Source organism: Enterobacter cloacae complex sp. 2021EL-01169, from assembly GCF_020733125.1.
Lineage (GTDB): Bacteria > Pseudomonadota > Gammaproteobacteria > Enterobacterales > Enterobacteriaceae > Enterobacter > Enterobacter roggenkampii.
The window spans coordinates 49,823-63,407 of record NZ_JAJFTC010000012.1 but is presented as its reverse complement, the minus strand read 5'-3'; the positions used below and the strand labels follow the sequence as shown (position 1 = coordinate 63,407).

At 54.4% G+C, this 13,585-nt stretch carries 18 protein-coding genes; 4 read left to right on the top strand and 14 right to left on the bottom strand.

Annotated features, from left to right (window positions below; translation table 11 throughout):
• Positions 1 to 117: 117 nt before the first annotated feature.
• The 10 genes from LLF79_RS21345 to LLF79_RS21300 form a co-directional block, all read right to left on the bottom strand.
• Positions 118 to 2,508 (bottom strand): replication endonuclease, encoded by a 2,391-nt coding sequence (locus tag LLF79_RS21345; protein WP_227880379.1) that lies wholly within the window; start codon positions 2,506 to 2,508, stop codon positions 118 to 120.
• A complete protein-coding gene (locus tag LLF79_RS21340) occupies positions 2,505 to 3,419 on the bottom strand; it encodes a DNA cytosine methyltransferase (RefSeq protein WP_072011498.1) in 915 nt (304 codons plus the stop codon). Before LLF79_RS21340 ends, LLF79_RS21345 begins: the two co-directional genes overlap by 4 nt.
• A complete protein-coding gene (locus LLF79_RS21335; protein WP_029404356.1) occupies positions 3,416 to 3,610 on the bottom strand; it encodes a hypothetical protein in 195 nt (64 codons plus the stop codon). Before LLF79_RS21335 ends, LLF79_RS21340 begins: the two co-directional genes overlap by 4 nt.
• Positions 3,600 to 4,553, bottom strand: coding sequence for a Dam family site-specific DNA-(adenine-N6)-methyltransferase (locus LLF79_RS21330; protein WP_227880377.1), 954 nt, complete (start codon positions 4,551 to 4,553; stop codon positions 3,600 to 3,602). The genes LLF79_RS21335 and LLF79_RS21330 overlap by 11 nt, the downstream gene beginning before the upstream one ends.
• The gene (locus LLF79_RS21325) at positions 4,550 to 5,119 is read right to left on the bottom strand and encodes a 3'-5' exonuclease (protein ID WP_227880376.1); all 570 of its coding nucleotides are present in this window, start codon (positions 5,117 to 5,119) and stop codon (positions 4,550 to 4,552) included. The genes LLF79_RS21330 and LLF79_RS21325 overlap by 4 nt, the downstream gene beginning before the upstream one ends.
• Positions 5,120 to 5,135: 16 nt before the next feature.
• The gene (locus LLF79_RS21320) at positions 5,136 to 5,345 is read right to left on the bottom strand and encodes a hypothetical protein (protein WP_023309725.1); all 210 of its coding nucleotides are present in this window, start codon (positions 5,343 to 5,345) and stop codon (positions 5,136 to 5,138) included.
• Positions 5,346 to 5,431: 86 nt separating this feature from the next.
• A complete protein-coding gene (locus tag LLF79_RS21315) occupies positions 5,432 to 5,662 on the bottom strand; it encodes a phage filamentation protein Fil family protein (protein ID WP_016246743.1) in 231 nt (76 codons plus the stop codon).
• A complete protein-coding gene (locus LLF79_RS21310; protein WP_080461359.1) occupies positions 5,652 to 5,858 on the bottom strand; it encodes a DUF4761 family protein in 207 nt (68 codons plus the stop codon). Before LLF79_RS21310 ends, LLF79_RS21315 begins: the two co-directional genes overlap by 11 nt.
• Positions 5,859 to 5,868: 10 nt before the next feature.
• On the bottom strand, positions 5,869 to 6,072 hold the full coding sequence (locus LLF79_RS21305; RefSeq protein WP_016246742.1) for a hypothetical protein: 204 nt from the start codon (positions 6,070 to 6,072) through the stop codon (positions 5,869 to 5,871).
• Between the two features lie 10 nt (positions 6,073 to 6,082).
• Positions 6,083 to 6,364: a Cox family DNA-binding protein gene (locus LLF79_RS21300; protein ID WP_063217255.1), complete on the bottom strand. Its 282-nt coding sequence runs from the start codon at positions 6,362 to 6,364 to the stop codon at positions 6,083 to 6,085.
• 134 nt (positions 6,365 to 6,498) lie between these two features.
• On the opposite strand from LLF79_RS21300, the gene LLF79_RS21295 reads away from it, so the two are divergent.
• Together LLF79_RS21295 and LLF79_RS21290 are read left to right on the top strand one after the other, a co-directional pair.
• The gene (locus tag LLF79_RS21295) at positions 6,499 to 6,792 is read left to right on the top strand and encodes a helix-turn-helix domain-containing protein (protein ID WP_088902886.1); all 294 of its coding nucleotides are present in this window, start codon (positions 6,499 to 6,501) and stop codon (positions 6,790 to 6,792) included.
• A 66-nt stretch (positions 6,793 to 6,858) separates the two neighbouring features.
• Positions 6,859 to 7,839, top strand: coding sequence for a tyrosine-type recombinase/integrase (locus LLF79_RS21290; protein ID WP_063857880.1), 981 nt, complete (start codon positions 6,859 to 6,861; stop codon positions 7,837 to 7,839).
• Positions 7,840 to 8,004: 165 nt separating this feature from the next.
• Here the strand turns inward: LLF79_RS21290 and cpxP are convergent, their stop codons facing one another.
• Entirely contained in the window at positions 8,005 to 8,511 is a 507-nt protein-coding gene (gene cpxP, locus LLF79_RS21285) for a cell-envelope stress modulator CpxP (RefSeq protein ID WP_045336228.1), read from the bottom strand.
• A 150-nt stretch (positions 8,512 to 8,661) separates the two neighbouring features.
• On the opposite strand from cpxP, the gene cpxR reads away from it, so the two are divergent.
• Together cpxR and cpxA are read left to right on the top strand one after the other, a co-directional pair.
• The gene (gene cpxR / locus LLF79_RS21280) at positions 8,662 to 9,360 is read left to right on the top strand and encodes an envelope stress response regulator transcription factor CpxR (protein WP_006179159.1); all 699 of its coding nucleotides are present in this window, start codon (positions 8,662 to 8,664) and stop codon (positions 9,358 to 9,360) included.
• Positions 9,357 to 10,730 (top strand): envelope stress sensor histidine kinase CpxA, encoded by a 1,374-nt coding sequence (gene cpxA / locus LLF79_RS21275; RefSeq protein WP_003862003.1) that lies wholly within the window; start codon positions 9,357 to 9,359, stop codon positions 10,728 to 10,730. Before cpxR ends, cpxA begins: the two co-directional genes overlap by 4 nt.
• A 53-nt stretch (positions 10,731 to 10,783) precedes the next feature.
• Here the strand turns inward: cpxA and yiiM are convergent, their stop codons facing one another.
• From yiiM to LLF79_RS21260, 3 genes are all read right to left on the bottom strand, one after another.
• A complete protein-coding gene (gene yiiM / locus LLF79_RS21270) occupies positions 10,784 to 11,458 on the bottom strand; it encodes a 6-hydroxyaminopurine reductase (protein WP_008501820.1) in 675 nt (224 codons plus the stop codon).
• A gap of 71 nt (positions 11,459 to 11,529) precedes the next feature.
• Positions 11,530 to 12,150: a superoxide dismutase [Mn] gene (gene sodA, locus LLF79_RS21265; RefSeq protein ID WP_003861999.1), complete on the bottom strand. Its 621-nt coding sequence runs from the start codon at positions 12,148 to 12,150 to the stop codon at positions 11,530 to 11,532.
• A 162-nt stretch (positions 12,151 to 12,312) separates the two neighbouring features.
• Complete coding sequence (locus tag LLF79_RS21260; protein WP_021242800.1) at positions 12,313 to 13,578, bottom strand: MFS transporter; 1,266 nt, start codon at positions 13,576 to 13,578, stop codon at positions 12,313 to 12,315.
• Positions 13,579 to 13,585: the final 7 nt, after the last annotated feature.

The following is a 13,585-nucleotide window of genomic DNA, read 5'->3' as shown; positions in this document are numbered from 1 at the left end:
ACCTGGGCCCGTACTGCAGTAATCCCGCCGCTGCAGACCTGAGCCCTGAGCCCGTACTGCAGTAATCCCGCCGCTGCAGACCTGGGCCCGTACTGCAGTAATCCCGCCGCTGCAGTATTATTTCCGCCCCGAAAACGCAGCCTTCATCCGGTTCACGAGGTCGCTTGTCTTTTTCTTCGCTGCCATCACCTGCGACGGCAGCATATCCAGCCCCGACGCGGCGCGGTTGCGCGATACCAACCGCCCGTCCTGCACGGTCATAACAAGATCGCCGCACGCCACTGACGCACCGGCCATAATCGATCTGACCATTTCGGCGCTGGCATCAATTCCACGCAGCGCCAGCAGTTCACTGATCTGCTGCTCTTTCACGGATAGCCCGGCCCCGTCTTCCCGTTCCGGTGGCCGTTTTTTCCGCTTACTTCGCACATCGTCACTAAGCCGCTGCGCCAGTTCTCGCTTTTCCTGCCGTGAAAGCGCATCAAAATTCACCGTCACGCCCTCAGCTGGCACAGTCATTTCTGACTGTCCTTTAGCTTCGCTGGCGGCATGTTCAACACCGTCAGCACCTGCCGCGGGATCCCGCGTACAGTTATTGACAGAACTCCGAGGGGCGGCGTTGCCGCCTGAAAAACCAACGTCAACGGCCACACCGTCAGCGCTCTGGCGCTTCGGCACGATTTTGTATTGAGTGGTGCGGGTGAAGATCAAAGAGTCATTGCCCGTAATCGGGCAGTAAATACCAGTGATTCGCTGGACGTTATCGCCGTAGGCGTTGCCGTTTTCAGTGGTTTCATAATTCAGACGGATGCGCAGCTTATCGCGCTCAACCAACGGGCCACCCTGGGCTAATACGTAGTTATCCCATTCGCCACCGTTAGCGGCCTGCCGGGCGGTTTCCAGTTCAGGGTGTAGCACCAGTTCGCGATCGCCCAGGCGGCGAAGTTCGCGATATACCGTGACCGGCGCACCGCCGATCTGCTGAAACTGACGAATAGCCCAGCGCGATGCCCACGCGCTAACGCGGAGTGACATTTCTTTCAGGTCTTCCCCGGTTTCGTCGTCCTTCTCACCATCCAGCGCGAAGCCGTCGATATTCTTCGAAATGTATTTCGCTATGTAGCCGGTTGCGCTGCCGTGGGCATCGTCGATCGGCACAACCTGAAAGCGGTTTTCCTGCGCTCCCGGTTCGTTGCCGTCTTCTTTCAGGGCATATTTACGGAAGATTTCGCGCGCCTGCTCGACGCATTCCGGGCGCATAAAAAGAAGTAAATGCCAGTGTGGCGTTGCATCGTGGTGCGGTTCGACCACGCGGAAACCAAAGACGCGGATCCCTTTTCTCTTCCACGCTGCGCGGGTTCTCGCCCAGACTTTGCAAAGATATTGCTGCGTCTCGCGCGGCGACGCGCCACAGTATTTATTATTGCGGCGCCCGTTATGCTGCATGGAGTGGTAACGGGAAGGTGCGGTTAGCGTGTAGAAGTCACCGGCCAGCCCTTCCAGCTTCGCCAAATCTTCAAATCCGCGCATTCTCGTCATGAGTTCGCGGCGACGGTTGGCCGGATTGGCAACACTACCGGCGACTTTATCGATCAGTGAAATGCGTTCGCCCGTGTCCTGGTCTTCCAGTTCCATAGCCTTAAGGTATTCACGGTTAGCCTTTTTCTGGGCCAGCCATTCCGTAAGGCACGGGGCGCTACTGTATGGGGAAGATTTTTTCTGGACATATCCCGCTGCGATCATCAAATGCTCACGCCACCTGGCATGGATACGGCGCAGGCGGTTTAACCACCACTGCGGTGACTCAAGGCGAAGAACCGCGCGTAACGCGTCCTCCGCTCCCAGTTCTTCATTGCAATACGCCGTCCAGCCGGGGATCGGCGTTTTCAGATGCACCGCCAGCGACGCAATACGGCCATAGCCCGAAAGCGCCGCGAACTCAGGATCTCCGGTGCGTGCCAACTGGTGATCGGACTCGCGTATAAACTCGCTCGTAAAGATATCGGCAAGCGTATAAGCCAGTCTTTTTAACTCTTTCTTCCCTGCCCAGAGCATACGGAAAAGCTGATCGCGGATTGGCAGCAGAATGCCGGGCATCACAGTGTCAGGCTGGTAAACACTGTTCACGCTATCAATACGCGTTAATACGTGGCGCTCAAAGGTATTAACCAGCCAGTGATCTGCCGCTTTGCGGTCTTTCGCGTCCAGTGCATCCAGCTTCGCGGCAAAGTGGCGGCGGATATACTGCGGAAGGGAAGCCAGACGGCGACGCAGCAGCTTGCTGCGCTCCGGCTTTTCGTCCTCCGCTACCAGTTCACTGAACGCAATATGCTTGCGGGTGCCGTCCGGCGTGAGATAGTCGAAACCATCCAGCCCCGGCGCTACATCAACGCCAATCGGCTGGTATGGTTTGTTCCCGCCATAAGCGTAAGGGATAGCATTATCAGTGCTACCCGGATACGGTGGAGGTGGAGAAGGGGCGCGACGGCCACGGGTTGCCGTGGTCATTGCGCGATCTCCATGTAGGCTTTTAAGAAAGTAGCGGCTGCATAGATATTTACGGCGTTTCCGCTGGCGCGTAGTTTTCCCACTCTGGAGGGAACCCCATCAACCAGAGGCTTAAGGCCGGGTTTAACTGGCCTCCACTTTCCATCCCGGCAGAAAAGCCAGTCAGCAGATCCCCAGAATCCGTTAACCGGGCCGGGCCTGCTATCTGCGCTGTCACATCCAGCGTATCCGTTGACAGCTTCCCGTGCCGCATCCTTCCCCCCTGATACCCGCCCTTTCCATCCCTCGCCGCAGGGGTGGGCCAGCCCGCAAGACAAGCAAAGTCCTGTAAGTTCGACTGCCGACCAGCCAGCTTCCTGGCGATCACCTTCTCGGCATCCTGATAAGCGTTCTTCGTATTGCTCGCGGTTGGAGTCGGCCAGCCAGTAAGTACGCTCCCGGATGTGCGGCGCACCGACGCCCGCAGACGGAAACGCCGACGCCCCGAAGGCATAGCCCAAACTTTCCATGTCAGTTTGTACAAGGTCGATCCAGACTTCTGCATCTTTGCTTGAAGACTGTTCGCCAAATATAACGACAGGGCGTTGCTGGCCTGCAAGCCAATGAACGGCGGGCCATAGGTGCCGCTCATCATCAAATTGTTTTCCTTCGCCTGCCTGGCTGAAAGGTTGGCATGGGCAACTTGCTGTCCATACTGGGCGGTCGTCCGGCCATCCTGCAACGCGCAAAGCACGGGGCCAGCCTCCAAAACCTGCAAACAGGTGGACTTGAGAGAATCCTTTAATGTCATTTGGGGTTACATCCTCAACGGAACGGGTATCAACAACGCCGGAAGCGATAAGCCCGGCATCAATGAGGTTGCGCAGGTATTGCGCGGCAAAGGGATCGATTTCGTTGTAGTAGGCGGTCACTGCTGCCCCTCCGCTTTGCGGTATTTCGTGATAAGCGGATCTACAATCCCGTCGAGAGTGGCCTTTATCGCCCGCGCCTCTTCCTGCCCATTCATCACGCCCACGTGCGTGGCTAACGCCAGCGCTATCAACTTGATTTCGTTCAGTGCGTGCAGCGCGCCTTGATTAAATTCATGTGAGTTAGAAGGCATCGGCGTGATCTCCAAAGTCGGCGGAATAGCCAGCGCATGGGCCGCAGTCTGGGCAATAGCCACCACCATGACGCCCGCAGCAGTCGCAGACAGGCAGCACGCCGATCACTTCTTTGGCCTTCTGGCGGTTTTCTTTGTCGGTGCTGACGGAACGTTGCACGCTGATTTCGTGCATCTTGAAGGGCTGATAAATCGCGCGTGTGGCTTCGGTGTCGCTGTTGGAAATGACGACCTTCACGCCATGCTTACGGTTAACTTCCAGCAGTGCCTGGACTAACTGGCGGTGGTTGTCTTCCGTGAATGGTTCGGTGTGGTATTGGGTAAAATCGGCTGTTTTGCTTTCAGGCAGGTAAGGCGGATCGCAGTAAACGAGAACATCGCCACCCGTGACTACCTGAAGAGAACGCTGGAACGGCGCGCAAAGAAATATTGCCTTTGTATCGTTGGCCTTTTCGGCAAACAGGCGGATTTCATTTTCAGGAAAGTAGACGCTCTTATACTTGCCAAACGGCACGTTAAAGCCGGTCTTCCGGCTGTATCGGCATAAGCCGTTATAACCGTGACGATTCAGATACAGGAATTGAGCAGCGCGCATAATGCACGCCATTTCAGCGCCATAACGCAACCCACCGCTTTTTACCGTACCCACCTGCTTATTGAACGCGGCGCGGACTTCGTTGTATCCCTGCGGGCTGTTCTTACTGTTGAACAGTTCGCGGGCCGCATCGATCACTAAGTCCGGGTAACGGGTGACTTCCCGATACAGGTTAATAAGATCCGGGTTGATATCAGCCAGCACATAGCGGCGGTATTCAGTCGCCAGAAATACCGATGCGCCGCCTACGAATGGTTCGATCAGGCAGTCAGCTTTAGGAAGGTGTGGCAGCAGGTCAGGAAGGACACGGGTTTTACCCCCTGCCCATTTGATGAACGGGCGGATCATAATGCCGCCTCCGCCGATTTATCATTCCCAGCGGCTGCAATAGCTTTCAGATTGTCAGAAAGCTGCGCAATCTGGTTCCAGACGTCAGCGGCAGCATTGTGCTTATTCTCATCAACTAAACGGCGGGAGGTGTACCCGCAAACCATTAAAGATATTTCTTCAACCGTGCGAACATCCCGAACGTTCCAGAAATTCCATACTGGCCGGATACCAAGAGACTGCATCGCGTGGCTGATGATCGGCATATCGTAGTCAGTGCCACGCGCCCAAACCTTTACCGAATCAGCATCGCAATACGCAAGAACAAACAAGTTCAGGTCAGCGAGAGCAACGCCCAACTGCACAGCCTGATCGCTTAATACAGCGGCCTGAACCTCTCGGGACTTCTTAAACCACCATTTCACAGTATCTGCGCCGATGGTTCCGCCTGCTGCCTCGCTGCTTTCAATGTTGACAGTGCGATACATTGACGCATCAACACGGCCAGTCATGGGATCAAATACAGCCGCAGCAAGAGAGACGATCGCCGCAGTTGGCTTTTTATCCAAAGCTTCAATATCAATCATTACATGTTTCATCGCGTCAAACTCCGTATGGGGAAGCGGGAATAGAAGGGCGCTGCAATTCTTCAATGCAGTGCTGGCGCAGGTTGCTGATAAAATTAGTGGTTACTGATCCAGTGGCAGAAAGGGTTAACTCACCATCACGGCGGGTTTTAATGGTTAAGCCTTCATTTTCGATAGCAGGTAAAAGAACATGCAAAATGAAGCTATATTGATCACGTCTGGTCATAATCTCTTCCTCAAAAAAAGAATGAGTTGAACCGCCGCCACTTAATAAAGAGGCGGAGAAAACAGAGTTGATTTTTTAAAACCGAATTACTTAATTAGCTTTTTAAATAATTCAGCCAGTGTAAGCAGGAAGCCTTTATTTATTCTTTGGGTATAAATAAACGGTTTATTTTTACCTTTGATAAATTGAACCTTCGCCGGTTCGGGCTTAAAAAATCTTCCGTCCGGCGTTTCCAGCCAGCCGCGTGAGTTCTTGAAGTGTGTGACCTGGCACCCGTGCTTAAGCAGGCTTGCCAGTGATGGGCCCTCATCGTGCATTACTGCCCCCTTGCTTATACATCTGATCAACCGTGCGCATGGCTTCCGCTAAAGCAAAGTCACGCCCGTAATAATCGCCATTGCTGGAAATACGATAAGAGTGCTTAGACGTAAAAGGATTACGCGGGCATTTTTGAATAGTGAAGCCACGATATAAATATGAGTGACGACTTAACTGTATTAATTGCACAGCCACAAAAGCCCCCTCACATTCCCAGCTTAAGCAATTCACCATCAACATGGCGGGCCACGTCTTTGGTTATTTTCTTAATCAGCTTTTTATCCCTGATCATAAATTCGCCGCTATTGGTGCGAATCATGAAGCCCGTTTGCATATCTTTTAAATGGGTGTCCAGAATGTCGTTGCATTCACGCACCCGGTTTTCGTGGTTGGCTGTTTTCTGGCTCATCGCGATAACCTCAAAGACCGATCCACAGTAACCAGGCGTCGCGCTGCTCTTTCGGGCGGTTGAAATATGCGTCACGCATAGCGCGGTTAAATTCTGGGATGTAGATCCAGTTTTCTGAACGGCCTGTAAGGGCTTCCGGGTTCTTCATCTGGACAACCGGCAACTTACCGTCGCGTACCATATCGCCCACCGCGTTGGCGGATTTACCGATCATTTCGGCAAATTTTGGAGTTGGCACAGCGTCCACAGGGTGACGCAATTCAATGTAGCCCTCTGGGTATTTGTCTTTCATGTGCAATAATCCTCTTCAATGTTCAGCCGCCTATAGCTGGCTGTAGCCGCTTCTGGCGGCTGTTCATTCGGTCAAGAAGTTCCATATACGAACTTCTTGTGTGTGAAATCTAGTTCGAAAATGGAACCGTGTCAATGAACTTTGAAGAGAAACTAAAGCTGATTCGCAGCGCCGAGGGGCTGAATCAATCACAGCTATCTGATATTTCAGGCATCCCGCTAAGTACCCTCAAGAAGATCGAAGCCGGGTATCAAGACCCTGGCTGGAATGTTCTTAGCAAAATCACCGAACACCCCCGATTTCAGAAATACACGCTTTGGTTAATGACTGGCACCACCGCACCACAGGCCGGGCAAATAGCCCCGACTCTCTCCCCTGATGGGCAAGACAGAACAACATCACGCCAATCAAGGCCGAAGGCTGGCTAAAAATCTGGTTTTTCTTTGCGCTAGAACAATCAGCGCAAAATGACAATTGCACTGGAGGGCTTCGCTATGTCGATTAAGAAGCTCGAAGGTGGTCAATACGAAGTAGACGTTTACCCTCGTGGGCGTAATGGAAAACGCATCCGCAGGCGATTCGATAAGAAACAAGAAGCTGTACTTTTTGAGCGTTATGTATTGGTCAACGCCGACAAAAAAGAATGGCTGGGCGCGAGCGTAGATCGCCGCACCTTAAGCGAGTTGTTAGAAGCTTGGTGGTTGCTGTACGGGCAGACTCTGGAAAATGGCGAAATTGAGAAACGGCACCTGAATAAAACGATCAGGGCGCTGGGAGATCCGGCCGTTAACCGGTTGAGCAAACGCACGATAGCGCAGCACCGCAGCCAGAGGCTGGATGATGGGATCAGCGCGGCTACGATTAACCGCGATATCTACCGGCTTTCCGGCATGTTCAGCGCGTTGATCAAGCTGGAAGAGTTCAGGAAGGAAAACCCCTGCAAGGGTCTGGAACCGCTGAAAGAGACACCGCCCGCCATGACCTATCTAACAAAGTTAGAGATCGGCAGGTTGCTGGAAACTTTGACTGGTGACGATCGGCGCGTAGCTCTGGTATGTCTAAGCACTGGCGCACGATGGGGAGAGGGCAGCACGCTGCGAGGTGAACAGGTTAACCACGGGCGCGTAACGTTCCTCAAAACCAAAAACGGGAAAAAGCGAACGGTTCCAATCTCGGAAGAACTGGAAAAAGAGATCAAGACCAGCGACACGGGGCCACTGTTCAAAGTTGACTATGAAAACTTCTGTGAACGGCTCAGGCAGGTTAAACCAGACTTGCCGCGAGGACAGGCCACGCATGTGCTCCGGCACACGTTCGCAAGCTGGTTCATGATGAACGGGGGGAATATTATTGCGCTACAGCAGATTCTGGGGCACGCCAGCATACAACAGACGATGGTCTATGCTCATCTTGCCCCTGATTATCTTAAGCACGCGGTAACGTTAAACCCACTAGGTGGAGGGTTGGCAATTTGACTACACGTTGACTACGCCGCCAAACACTATAACCCGCTGTAGCCGCTTCTGGCGGTTACAGCATGGATTGATTTATAAGGGTTTTCTTCTAAGTACCTGATAAAAAAAACCCCCACATCATGTGGGGGAAGACAGGGATGGTGTCTATGGCAAGGAAAACAGGGTTTACTGGTTACTACGGGTACTGCTATTGCTACTGAAAAACGAGGTTTCTGAGCTTCGCTGCATCCGTGCAACCTCACGCAGCTGATCCATACGCTGCTGATGTTTGGTGTTCAAAACCGCTTGCTGCTCCGGCGTTAGCAGGTGGAACATCTGGTTGCGGACCTTCGCCATCTCTACCTGGCGAGCAACCTGTTCCTGTGCCATTTTTTCGGCCTGAGCGCGCACAGCGCTTTCGTCAAAATTTTCTGCGGTGACAAGGCGATGCATTGTCTCCATTTCGCTAACATTAACAGGGGGCTGGTCGTGTCTCGCCCTCTGCATCAGATCTCGCATCTGTTGACGCTGATGTTCGGTTAAACTTATGCCGTCAAACATATGGCTTTGGCTACTGTGCTGCGTTGTGTCCTCTTGTGAGGAACCGTTATCGCTGATGATAGCTACAGCAGCCTGGCTAAACGCACTGAACGCCAGCGTTGAGGCCATGACGGCAGCGGTAACTTTGCGCATCACTTGCTCCCAAAATCTTTCGTGTCGCGATTCAACGAGAGACAGTCTACGATTCAGGCTGCAAACATGCGTCAGGGGGTGTAAAACAACGTAAAGTCATGGATTAGACAGCCTTGATGTCGTAATTTCTGCCTCGGAGGTATTTAAACAATGAATAAAATCCTGTTAGTTGATGATGACCGAGAGCTCACATCCCTTTTAAAGGAGTTGCTCGACATGGAAGGTTTCAACGTCCTGGTTGCCCATGATGGCGAGCAGGCGCTGAGTCTCCTTGACGACAGCATCGATTTACTTTTGCTCGACGTGATGATGCCGAAGAAAAACGGCATTGATACGCTGAAAGAGCTTCGCCAGACACACCAGACCCCCGTTATCATGCTGACCGCCCGCGGCAGCGAGCTTGACCGCGTTCTCGGCCTTGAGCTGGGTGCGGATGACTATTTACCGAAGCCGTTCAACGACCGTGAACTGGTGGCCCGTATTCGCGCAATCCTGCGTCGTTCCCACTGGAGCGAGCAGCAGCAGAATACGGACAACAGTTCACCGACCCTTGAAGTCGACTCCCTGAGCCTGAATCCGGGCCGCCAGGAAGCGAGCTTTGATGGCCAGACGCTCGAACTCACCGGCACCGAGTTCACCCTGCTGTATCTGCTGGCACAGCACCTCGGCCAGGTGGTATCGCGTGAACATTTAAGTCAGGAAGTGCTGGGCAAGCGTCTTACCCCGTTTGACCGCGCCATCGACATGCACATCTCTAACCTGCGCCGTAAGCTGCCGGAGCGTAAAGACGGTCACCCATGGTTTAAAACCCTGCGTGGTCGCGGTTATCTGATGGTTTCCGCTTCATGATAGGAAGCTTAACCGCCCGCATCTTCGCCATCTTCTGGTTGACGCTGGCACTGGTTTTAATGCTCGTACTGATGTTGCCAAAACTCGACTCACGCCAGATGACGGAGCTGCTCGACAGCGAGCAACGTCAGGGCGTGATGATCGAGCAGCACGTGGAAGCCGAGCTGGCAAACGATCCGCCAAACGATTTGATGTGGTGGCGCAGGCTATTTCGCGCTATCGACAAGTGGGCGCCGCCCGGACAACGCCTGCTGCTGGTGACCAGCGAAGGCCGCGTGATTGGCGCCGATCGCAATGAAATGCAGATCATCCGCAACTTCATTGGCCAGGCAGATAATGCCGATCACCCCCAGAAGAAAAAATATGGCCGCGTAGAGATGGTGGGGCCGTTCTCCGTCAGAGATGGCGAGGATAACTATCAGCTCTACCTGATTCGCCCCGCGAGCAGCTCCCAGTCCGATTTTATCAACCTGCTGTTTGACCGCCCTCTCCTGCTGCTGATTGTCACGATGCTGGTCAGCTCGCCGCTGCTGTTATGGCTGGCGTGGAGCCTGGCAAAACCCGCACGTAAGCTGAAAAACGCCGCCGACGAAGTGGCGCAGGGCAACCTGAGGCAGCACCCGGAACTGGAGTCCGGACCGCAGGAGTTCCTGGCCGCCGGGACCAGTTTCAACCAGATGGTGAGCGCGCTCGATCGCATGATGACGGCCCAGCAGCGCCTGCTGTCGGATATCTCGCACGAGCTGCGTACCCCGCTCACGCGCTTACAGCTGGGTACCGCCCTGCTGCGTCGCCGCAGCGGAGAAAGCAAAGAGCTAGAGCGCATCGAAACCGAAGCGCATCGTCTGGACAGCATGATCAACGATCTGCTGGTCATGTCGCGCAATCAGCAGAAAAACGCGCTGGTGAGCGAAACGGTGAAAGCCAATCATCTGTGGCATGAAGTGCTGGATAACGCGGCGTTTGAAGCGGAGCAGATGGGCAAATCCTTCACCGTTAACTTCCCGCCGGGTCCATGGCCGCTGTACGGTAACCCCAACGCGCTGGAAAGCGCGCTGGAAAATATCGTGCGTAACGCCCTGCGCTACTCGCACACGAAGATTGAGGTGGCGTTCTCGGTGGATAAAGACGGGATCACCGTCATCGTCGACGACGACGGTCCTGGCGTCAGCCCGGAAGACCGCGAGCAGATCTTCCGTCCGTTCTACCGCACCGACGAGGCACGCGACCGGGAATCGGGCGGTACGGGGCTGGGCCTGGCGATTGTGGAAACCGCCATGCAGCAGCACCGCGGCTGGGTGAAAGCCGACGACAGCCCGCTGGGTGGGCTGCGGTTAACGCTGTGGCTACCGTTGTATAAGCGTTCGTAGCTGTTAGTGCCGGGTGGCGGCTTCGCCTTACCCGGCCTACTTTTTACGGAGGTCTATTTACCCCACAACCTCCGCGAATTATCCTCGATCTTGCTGCTTAAACGCCGTTTCTGCATCGTTCTTGTCCAGCTGGTCGACAGCCCCGCCGCCGACAGCAGGCGATGATACTGCTCGTCATCAAACGGCATATGCCACGCAATGGCGCAGGCGTCGTAAACAGACACCTCACTCAGGCGTGATACCAGCTCAAGCGGCGCATCCGCTGAAACCTGCCCAGCCAGCACCACCCGGTACAGCCAGCCGGTTTTACCCGCGCTTTGCATCTGAGCCGACATGTCATGAATGCCGAAATGGTAGTTGAGCTTGAAGCACGGCGAGCGCGGCTGCGTCACCTGAATCAGGGCATCGCCCCAGCGGTAGATATCACCAATAAACACGTTCTTTTCGGTGAGCCCTTCAGTGGAGAGATTTTCACCAAACGCGGGAGCAACGAAGAGATCCGCCTGCTCGGGGAACTCCGCCTTCCAGTGCTGATAGTGCTCGCGCGGATAGTGGCACAGCGCGCGCTCCGGCCCGCCGTGGATCTTCTTTTCGGCCTGCTCGTCACCCGCAAGCCCGAGGTCGGTTAACGTCAGCTCACCGTCGACCTGAATTTTGGCGATGGCGCTCGGGCGGCTGCCGTCGTACTCCCTTACCTTGCCTGTAAATACATTCACCGGATAATGCATCGCTGCCTCCATTACGCAGATACAAAAAAAGCGAGCCATCAGACTCGCTTCTCACAGGCGTCAATGCAACCTTATTTTTTAGCGGCGAAACGCGCTGCTGCTTCGTCCCAGTTCACCACGTCCCAGAACGCTTTGATGTAGTCCGGACGACGGTTCTGGAATTTCAGGTAGTAAGCGTGTTCCCACACGTCCAGACCCAGGATTGGGAAGCCGGATGCGCCAGAGATCGCTTCACCCATCAGCGGGGAGTCCTGGTTCGCGGTAGAAACCACGGCCAGTTTGTCACCTTTCAGTACCAGCCACGCCCAGCCGGAGCCGAAACGGGTTGCAGCGGCTTTCTCGAACTCCGCTTTGAAGTTATCAACGGAACCGAAGTCGCGCTCGATAGCCGCTTTCAGATCGCCCTGCAGGGTGGTACCGGTTTTCAGGCCTTTCCAGAACAGGCTATGGTTAGCGTGACCGCCCGCGTTGTTGCGCAGCACGGTTTTCTTGTCCGCTGGCAGCTGGTCCAGCTTGGTGATCAGCTCTTCAACAGGCAGGTTAGCGAACTCAGGCAGGCTTTCCAGCGCGGCGTTCGCGTTGTTCACGTAGGTCTGGTGGTGTTTAGTGTGATGGATTTCCATCGTCTGCTTGTCGAAATGCGGTTCCAGTGCGTCGTAGGCATACGGCAGGGATGGCAGTGTATAACTCATAATCCTCTCCATTATTGTCGGGCGGCACAGCTGTTAATGCCGCGTAAGCAGTTGGTTCATTATAGTTAATTAAATGATATTGAAAATGATTATCAATGCCGTAGTTTTTATAAGGTTATTCATTTTTTGACCAACGCCGGAATAGTGAGTGGGTTCAGGGCGTTAATGGACTTCTAGCGCCTTATTGCCTGCCGCAATCTCCTCCCTGCTGCTGAGCGTAAACGCCGACACCACCGTAATCGCCAGCACGAAACAGCCCAGCATCAGGTACGTCTCCTGGAAACCGATCCGGTCATACATATTCCCGGCAAACGCGGAGAGGAAGATTGCCGCCGACTGTTTGGCAAACTGGAAGCCAATCAGATAGATAGTCGCCGAAAGACGCGTATCAAACACCCCGGTGATGTACTTGAAGGCCCCTACCAGCAGGAACGGTACCTCCAGCGCGTGCAGCATCTTCAGGGCAATCACTTCTACGGCGGTGGTGGCAAACGACGAGCCGATAATGCGCGTCGCCATAATCACCCCGGCGATCAGCAGCGTGTTTTTCGCGCCGATGCGGTTAATGATCCACGGTGAACAAAACATGATGATCGCATTGCAGATTTCCCCGGCAGTGGTCGCAAAACCAAAGGCGCGAGTGCCCTCCTGCGGCGTGGCGAAGAACGTTTTGAAGAAGGTAGCAAACTGCTGGTCGAAGACGTCATAGACGCAGGCCACGCCAATCACGTACAGAATAAACATCCACATTCTGCGCTGGCGGAACAGGCTAAAGACCGTTTTCGCGGTGATCTGCGGCTGGTTGGCACCCAGCGCATTCATCACCTGCGCCGTCTGGTTGGGTCTTGGCTTTGCGACCACCAGCAATAGCATCAACAGCAGCGCCGCCCCCGAACCCATCCAGAAAACATACGACGGATCGATGCCGAACAGGATCCCGCCCGTGGAGGCGCACAGCCCCCAGCCGAGGCAGCCAAACATGCGCGCCTTGCCGTACTCAAAGAAACTGTTACGGCTCACGCGTTCAATGTAGGCCTCAATGGCTCCTGAGCCCGCCGAAAAGACAAAGCCGATATAAATGCCGCCGCTCAGCGCGCCCAGCCAGATGTTGGCTTTCAGTAACGGCGCAAAGACGTAGAGGAAGAAAGGGGCAAACAGGAACAGCAGCACGGAGATGATCCACAGCAGGTGTTTTTTCAGCCCCAGTTTATCCGAGATAACCCCAAGCACCGGCTGGAAGGCAATGGCCGAGAGTGAGATGCAGGAGAAGACGATGCCGGTATGGGTTTTATTGAGGCCGATGATATCCGACAGCCAGATCGGCAGGAACGGAAAGCAGGTGGCCATGATGAAAAAGTAGAGAAAGAAGAACAGCCCGAAAATCCAGAAATTAGGGTTGTCTTTGTGGGTACAGGTTGTTGTGTTCATTATTTTT

Excerpts from the sequence above, each read along its gene's own strand:
- LLF79_RS21260 (WP_021242800.1), bottom strand. The coding sequence starts at position 13,578 with ATGAACACAACAACCTGTACCCACAAAGACAACCCTAATTTCTGGATT.
- cpxA (WP_003862003.1), top strand. The coding sequence starts at position 9,357 with ATGATAGGAAGCTTAACCGCCCGCATCTTCGCCATCTTCTGGTTGACG.
- LLF79_RS21300 (WP_063217255.1), bottom strand. The coding sequence starts at position 6,364 with ATGAAAGACAAATACCCAGAGGGCTACATTGAATTGCGTCACCCTGTG.
- yiiM (WP_008501820.1), bottom strand. The coding sequence starts at position 11,458 with ATGCATTATCCGGTGAATGTATTTACAGGCAAGGTAAGGGAGTACGAC.
- cpxP (WP_045336228.1), bottom strand. The coding sequence starts at position 8,511 with ATGCGCAAAGTTACCGCTGCCGTCATGGCCTCAACGCTGGCGTTCAGT.
- LLF79_RS21295 (WP_088902886.1), top strand. The coding sequence starts at position 6,499 with ATGAACTTTGAAGAGAAACTAAAGCTGATTCGCAGCGCCGAGGGGCTG.
- LLF79_RS21315 (WP_016246743.1), bottom strand. The coding sequence starts at position 5,662 with ATGCACGATGAGGGCCCATCACTGGCAAGCCTGCTTAAGCACGGGTGC.
- sodA (WP_003861999.1), bottom strand. The coding sequence starts at position 12,150 with ATGAGTTATACACTGCCATCCCTGCCGTATGCCTACGACGCACTGGAA.
- LLF79_RS21320 (WP_023309725.1), bottom strand. The coding sequence starts at position 5,345 with ATGACCAGACGTGATCAATATAGCTTCATTTTGCATGTTCTTTTACCT.
- cpxR (WP_006179159.1), top strand. The coding sequence starts at position 8,662 with ATGAATAAAATCCTGTTAGTTGATGATGACCGAGAGCTCACATCCCTT.
- LLF79_RS21330 (WP_227880377.1), bottom strand. The coding sequence starts at position 4,553 with ATGATCCGCCCGTTCATCAAATGGGCAGGGGGTAAAACCCGTGTCCTT.
- LLF79_RS21325 (WP_227880376.1), bottom strand. The coding sequence starts at position 5,119 with ATGATTGATATTGAAGCTTTGGATAAAAAGCCAACTGCGGCGATCGTC.
- LLF79_RS21290 (WP_063857880.1), top strand. The coding sequence starts at position 6,859 with ATGTCGATTAAGAAGCTCGAAGGTGGTCAATACGAAGTAGACGTTTAC.
- LLF79_RS21345 (WP_227880379.1), bottom strand. The coding sequence starts at position 2,508 with ATGACCACGGCAACCCGTGGCCGTCGCGCCCCTTCTCCACCTCCACCG.
- LLF79_RS21335 (WP_029404356.1), bottom strand. The coding sequence starts at position 3,610 with ATGCCTTCTAACTCACATGAATTTAATCAAGGCGCGCTGCACGCACTG.
- LLF79_RS21305 (WP_016246742.1), bottom strand. The coding sequence starts at position 6,072 with ATGAGCCAGAAAACAGCCAACCACGAAAACCGGGTGCGTGAATGCAAC.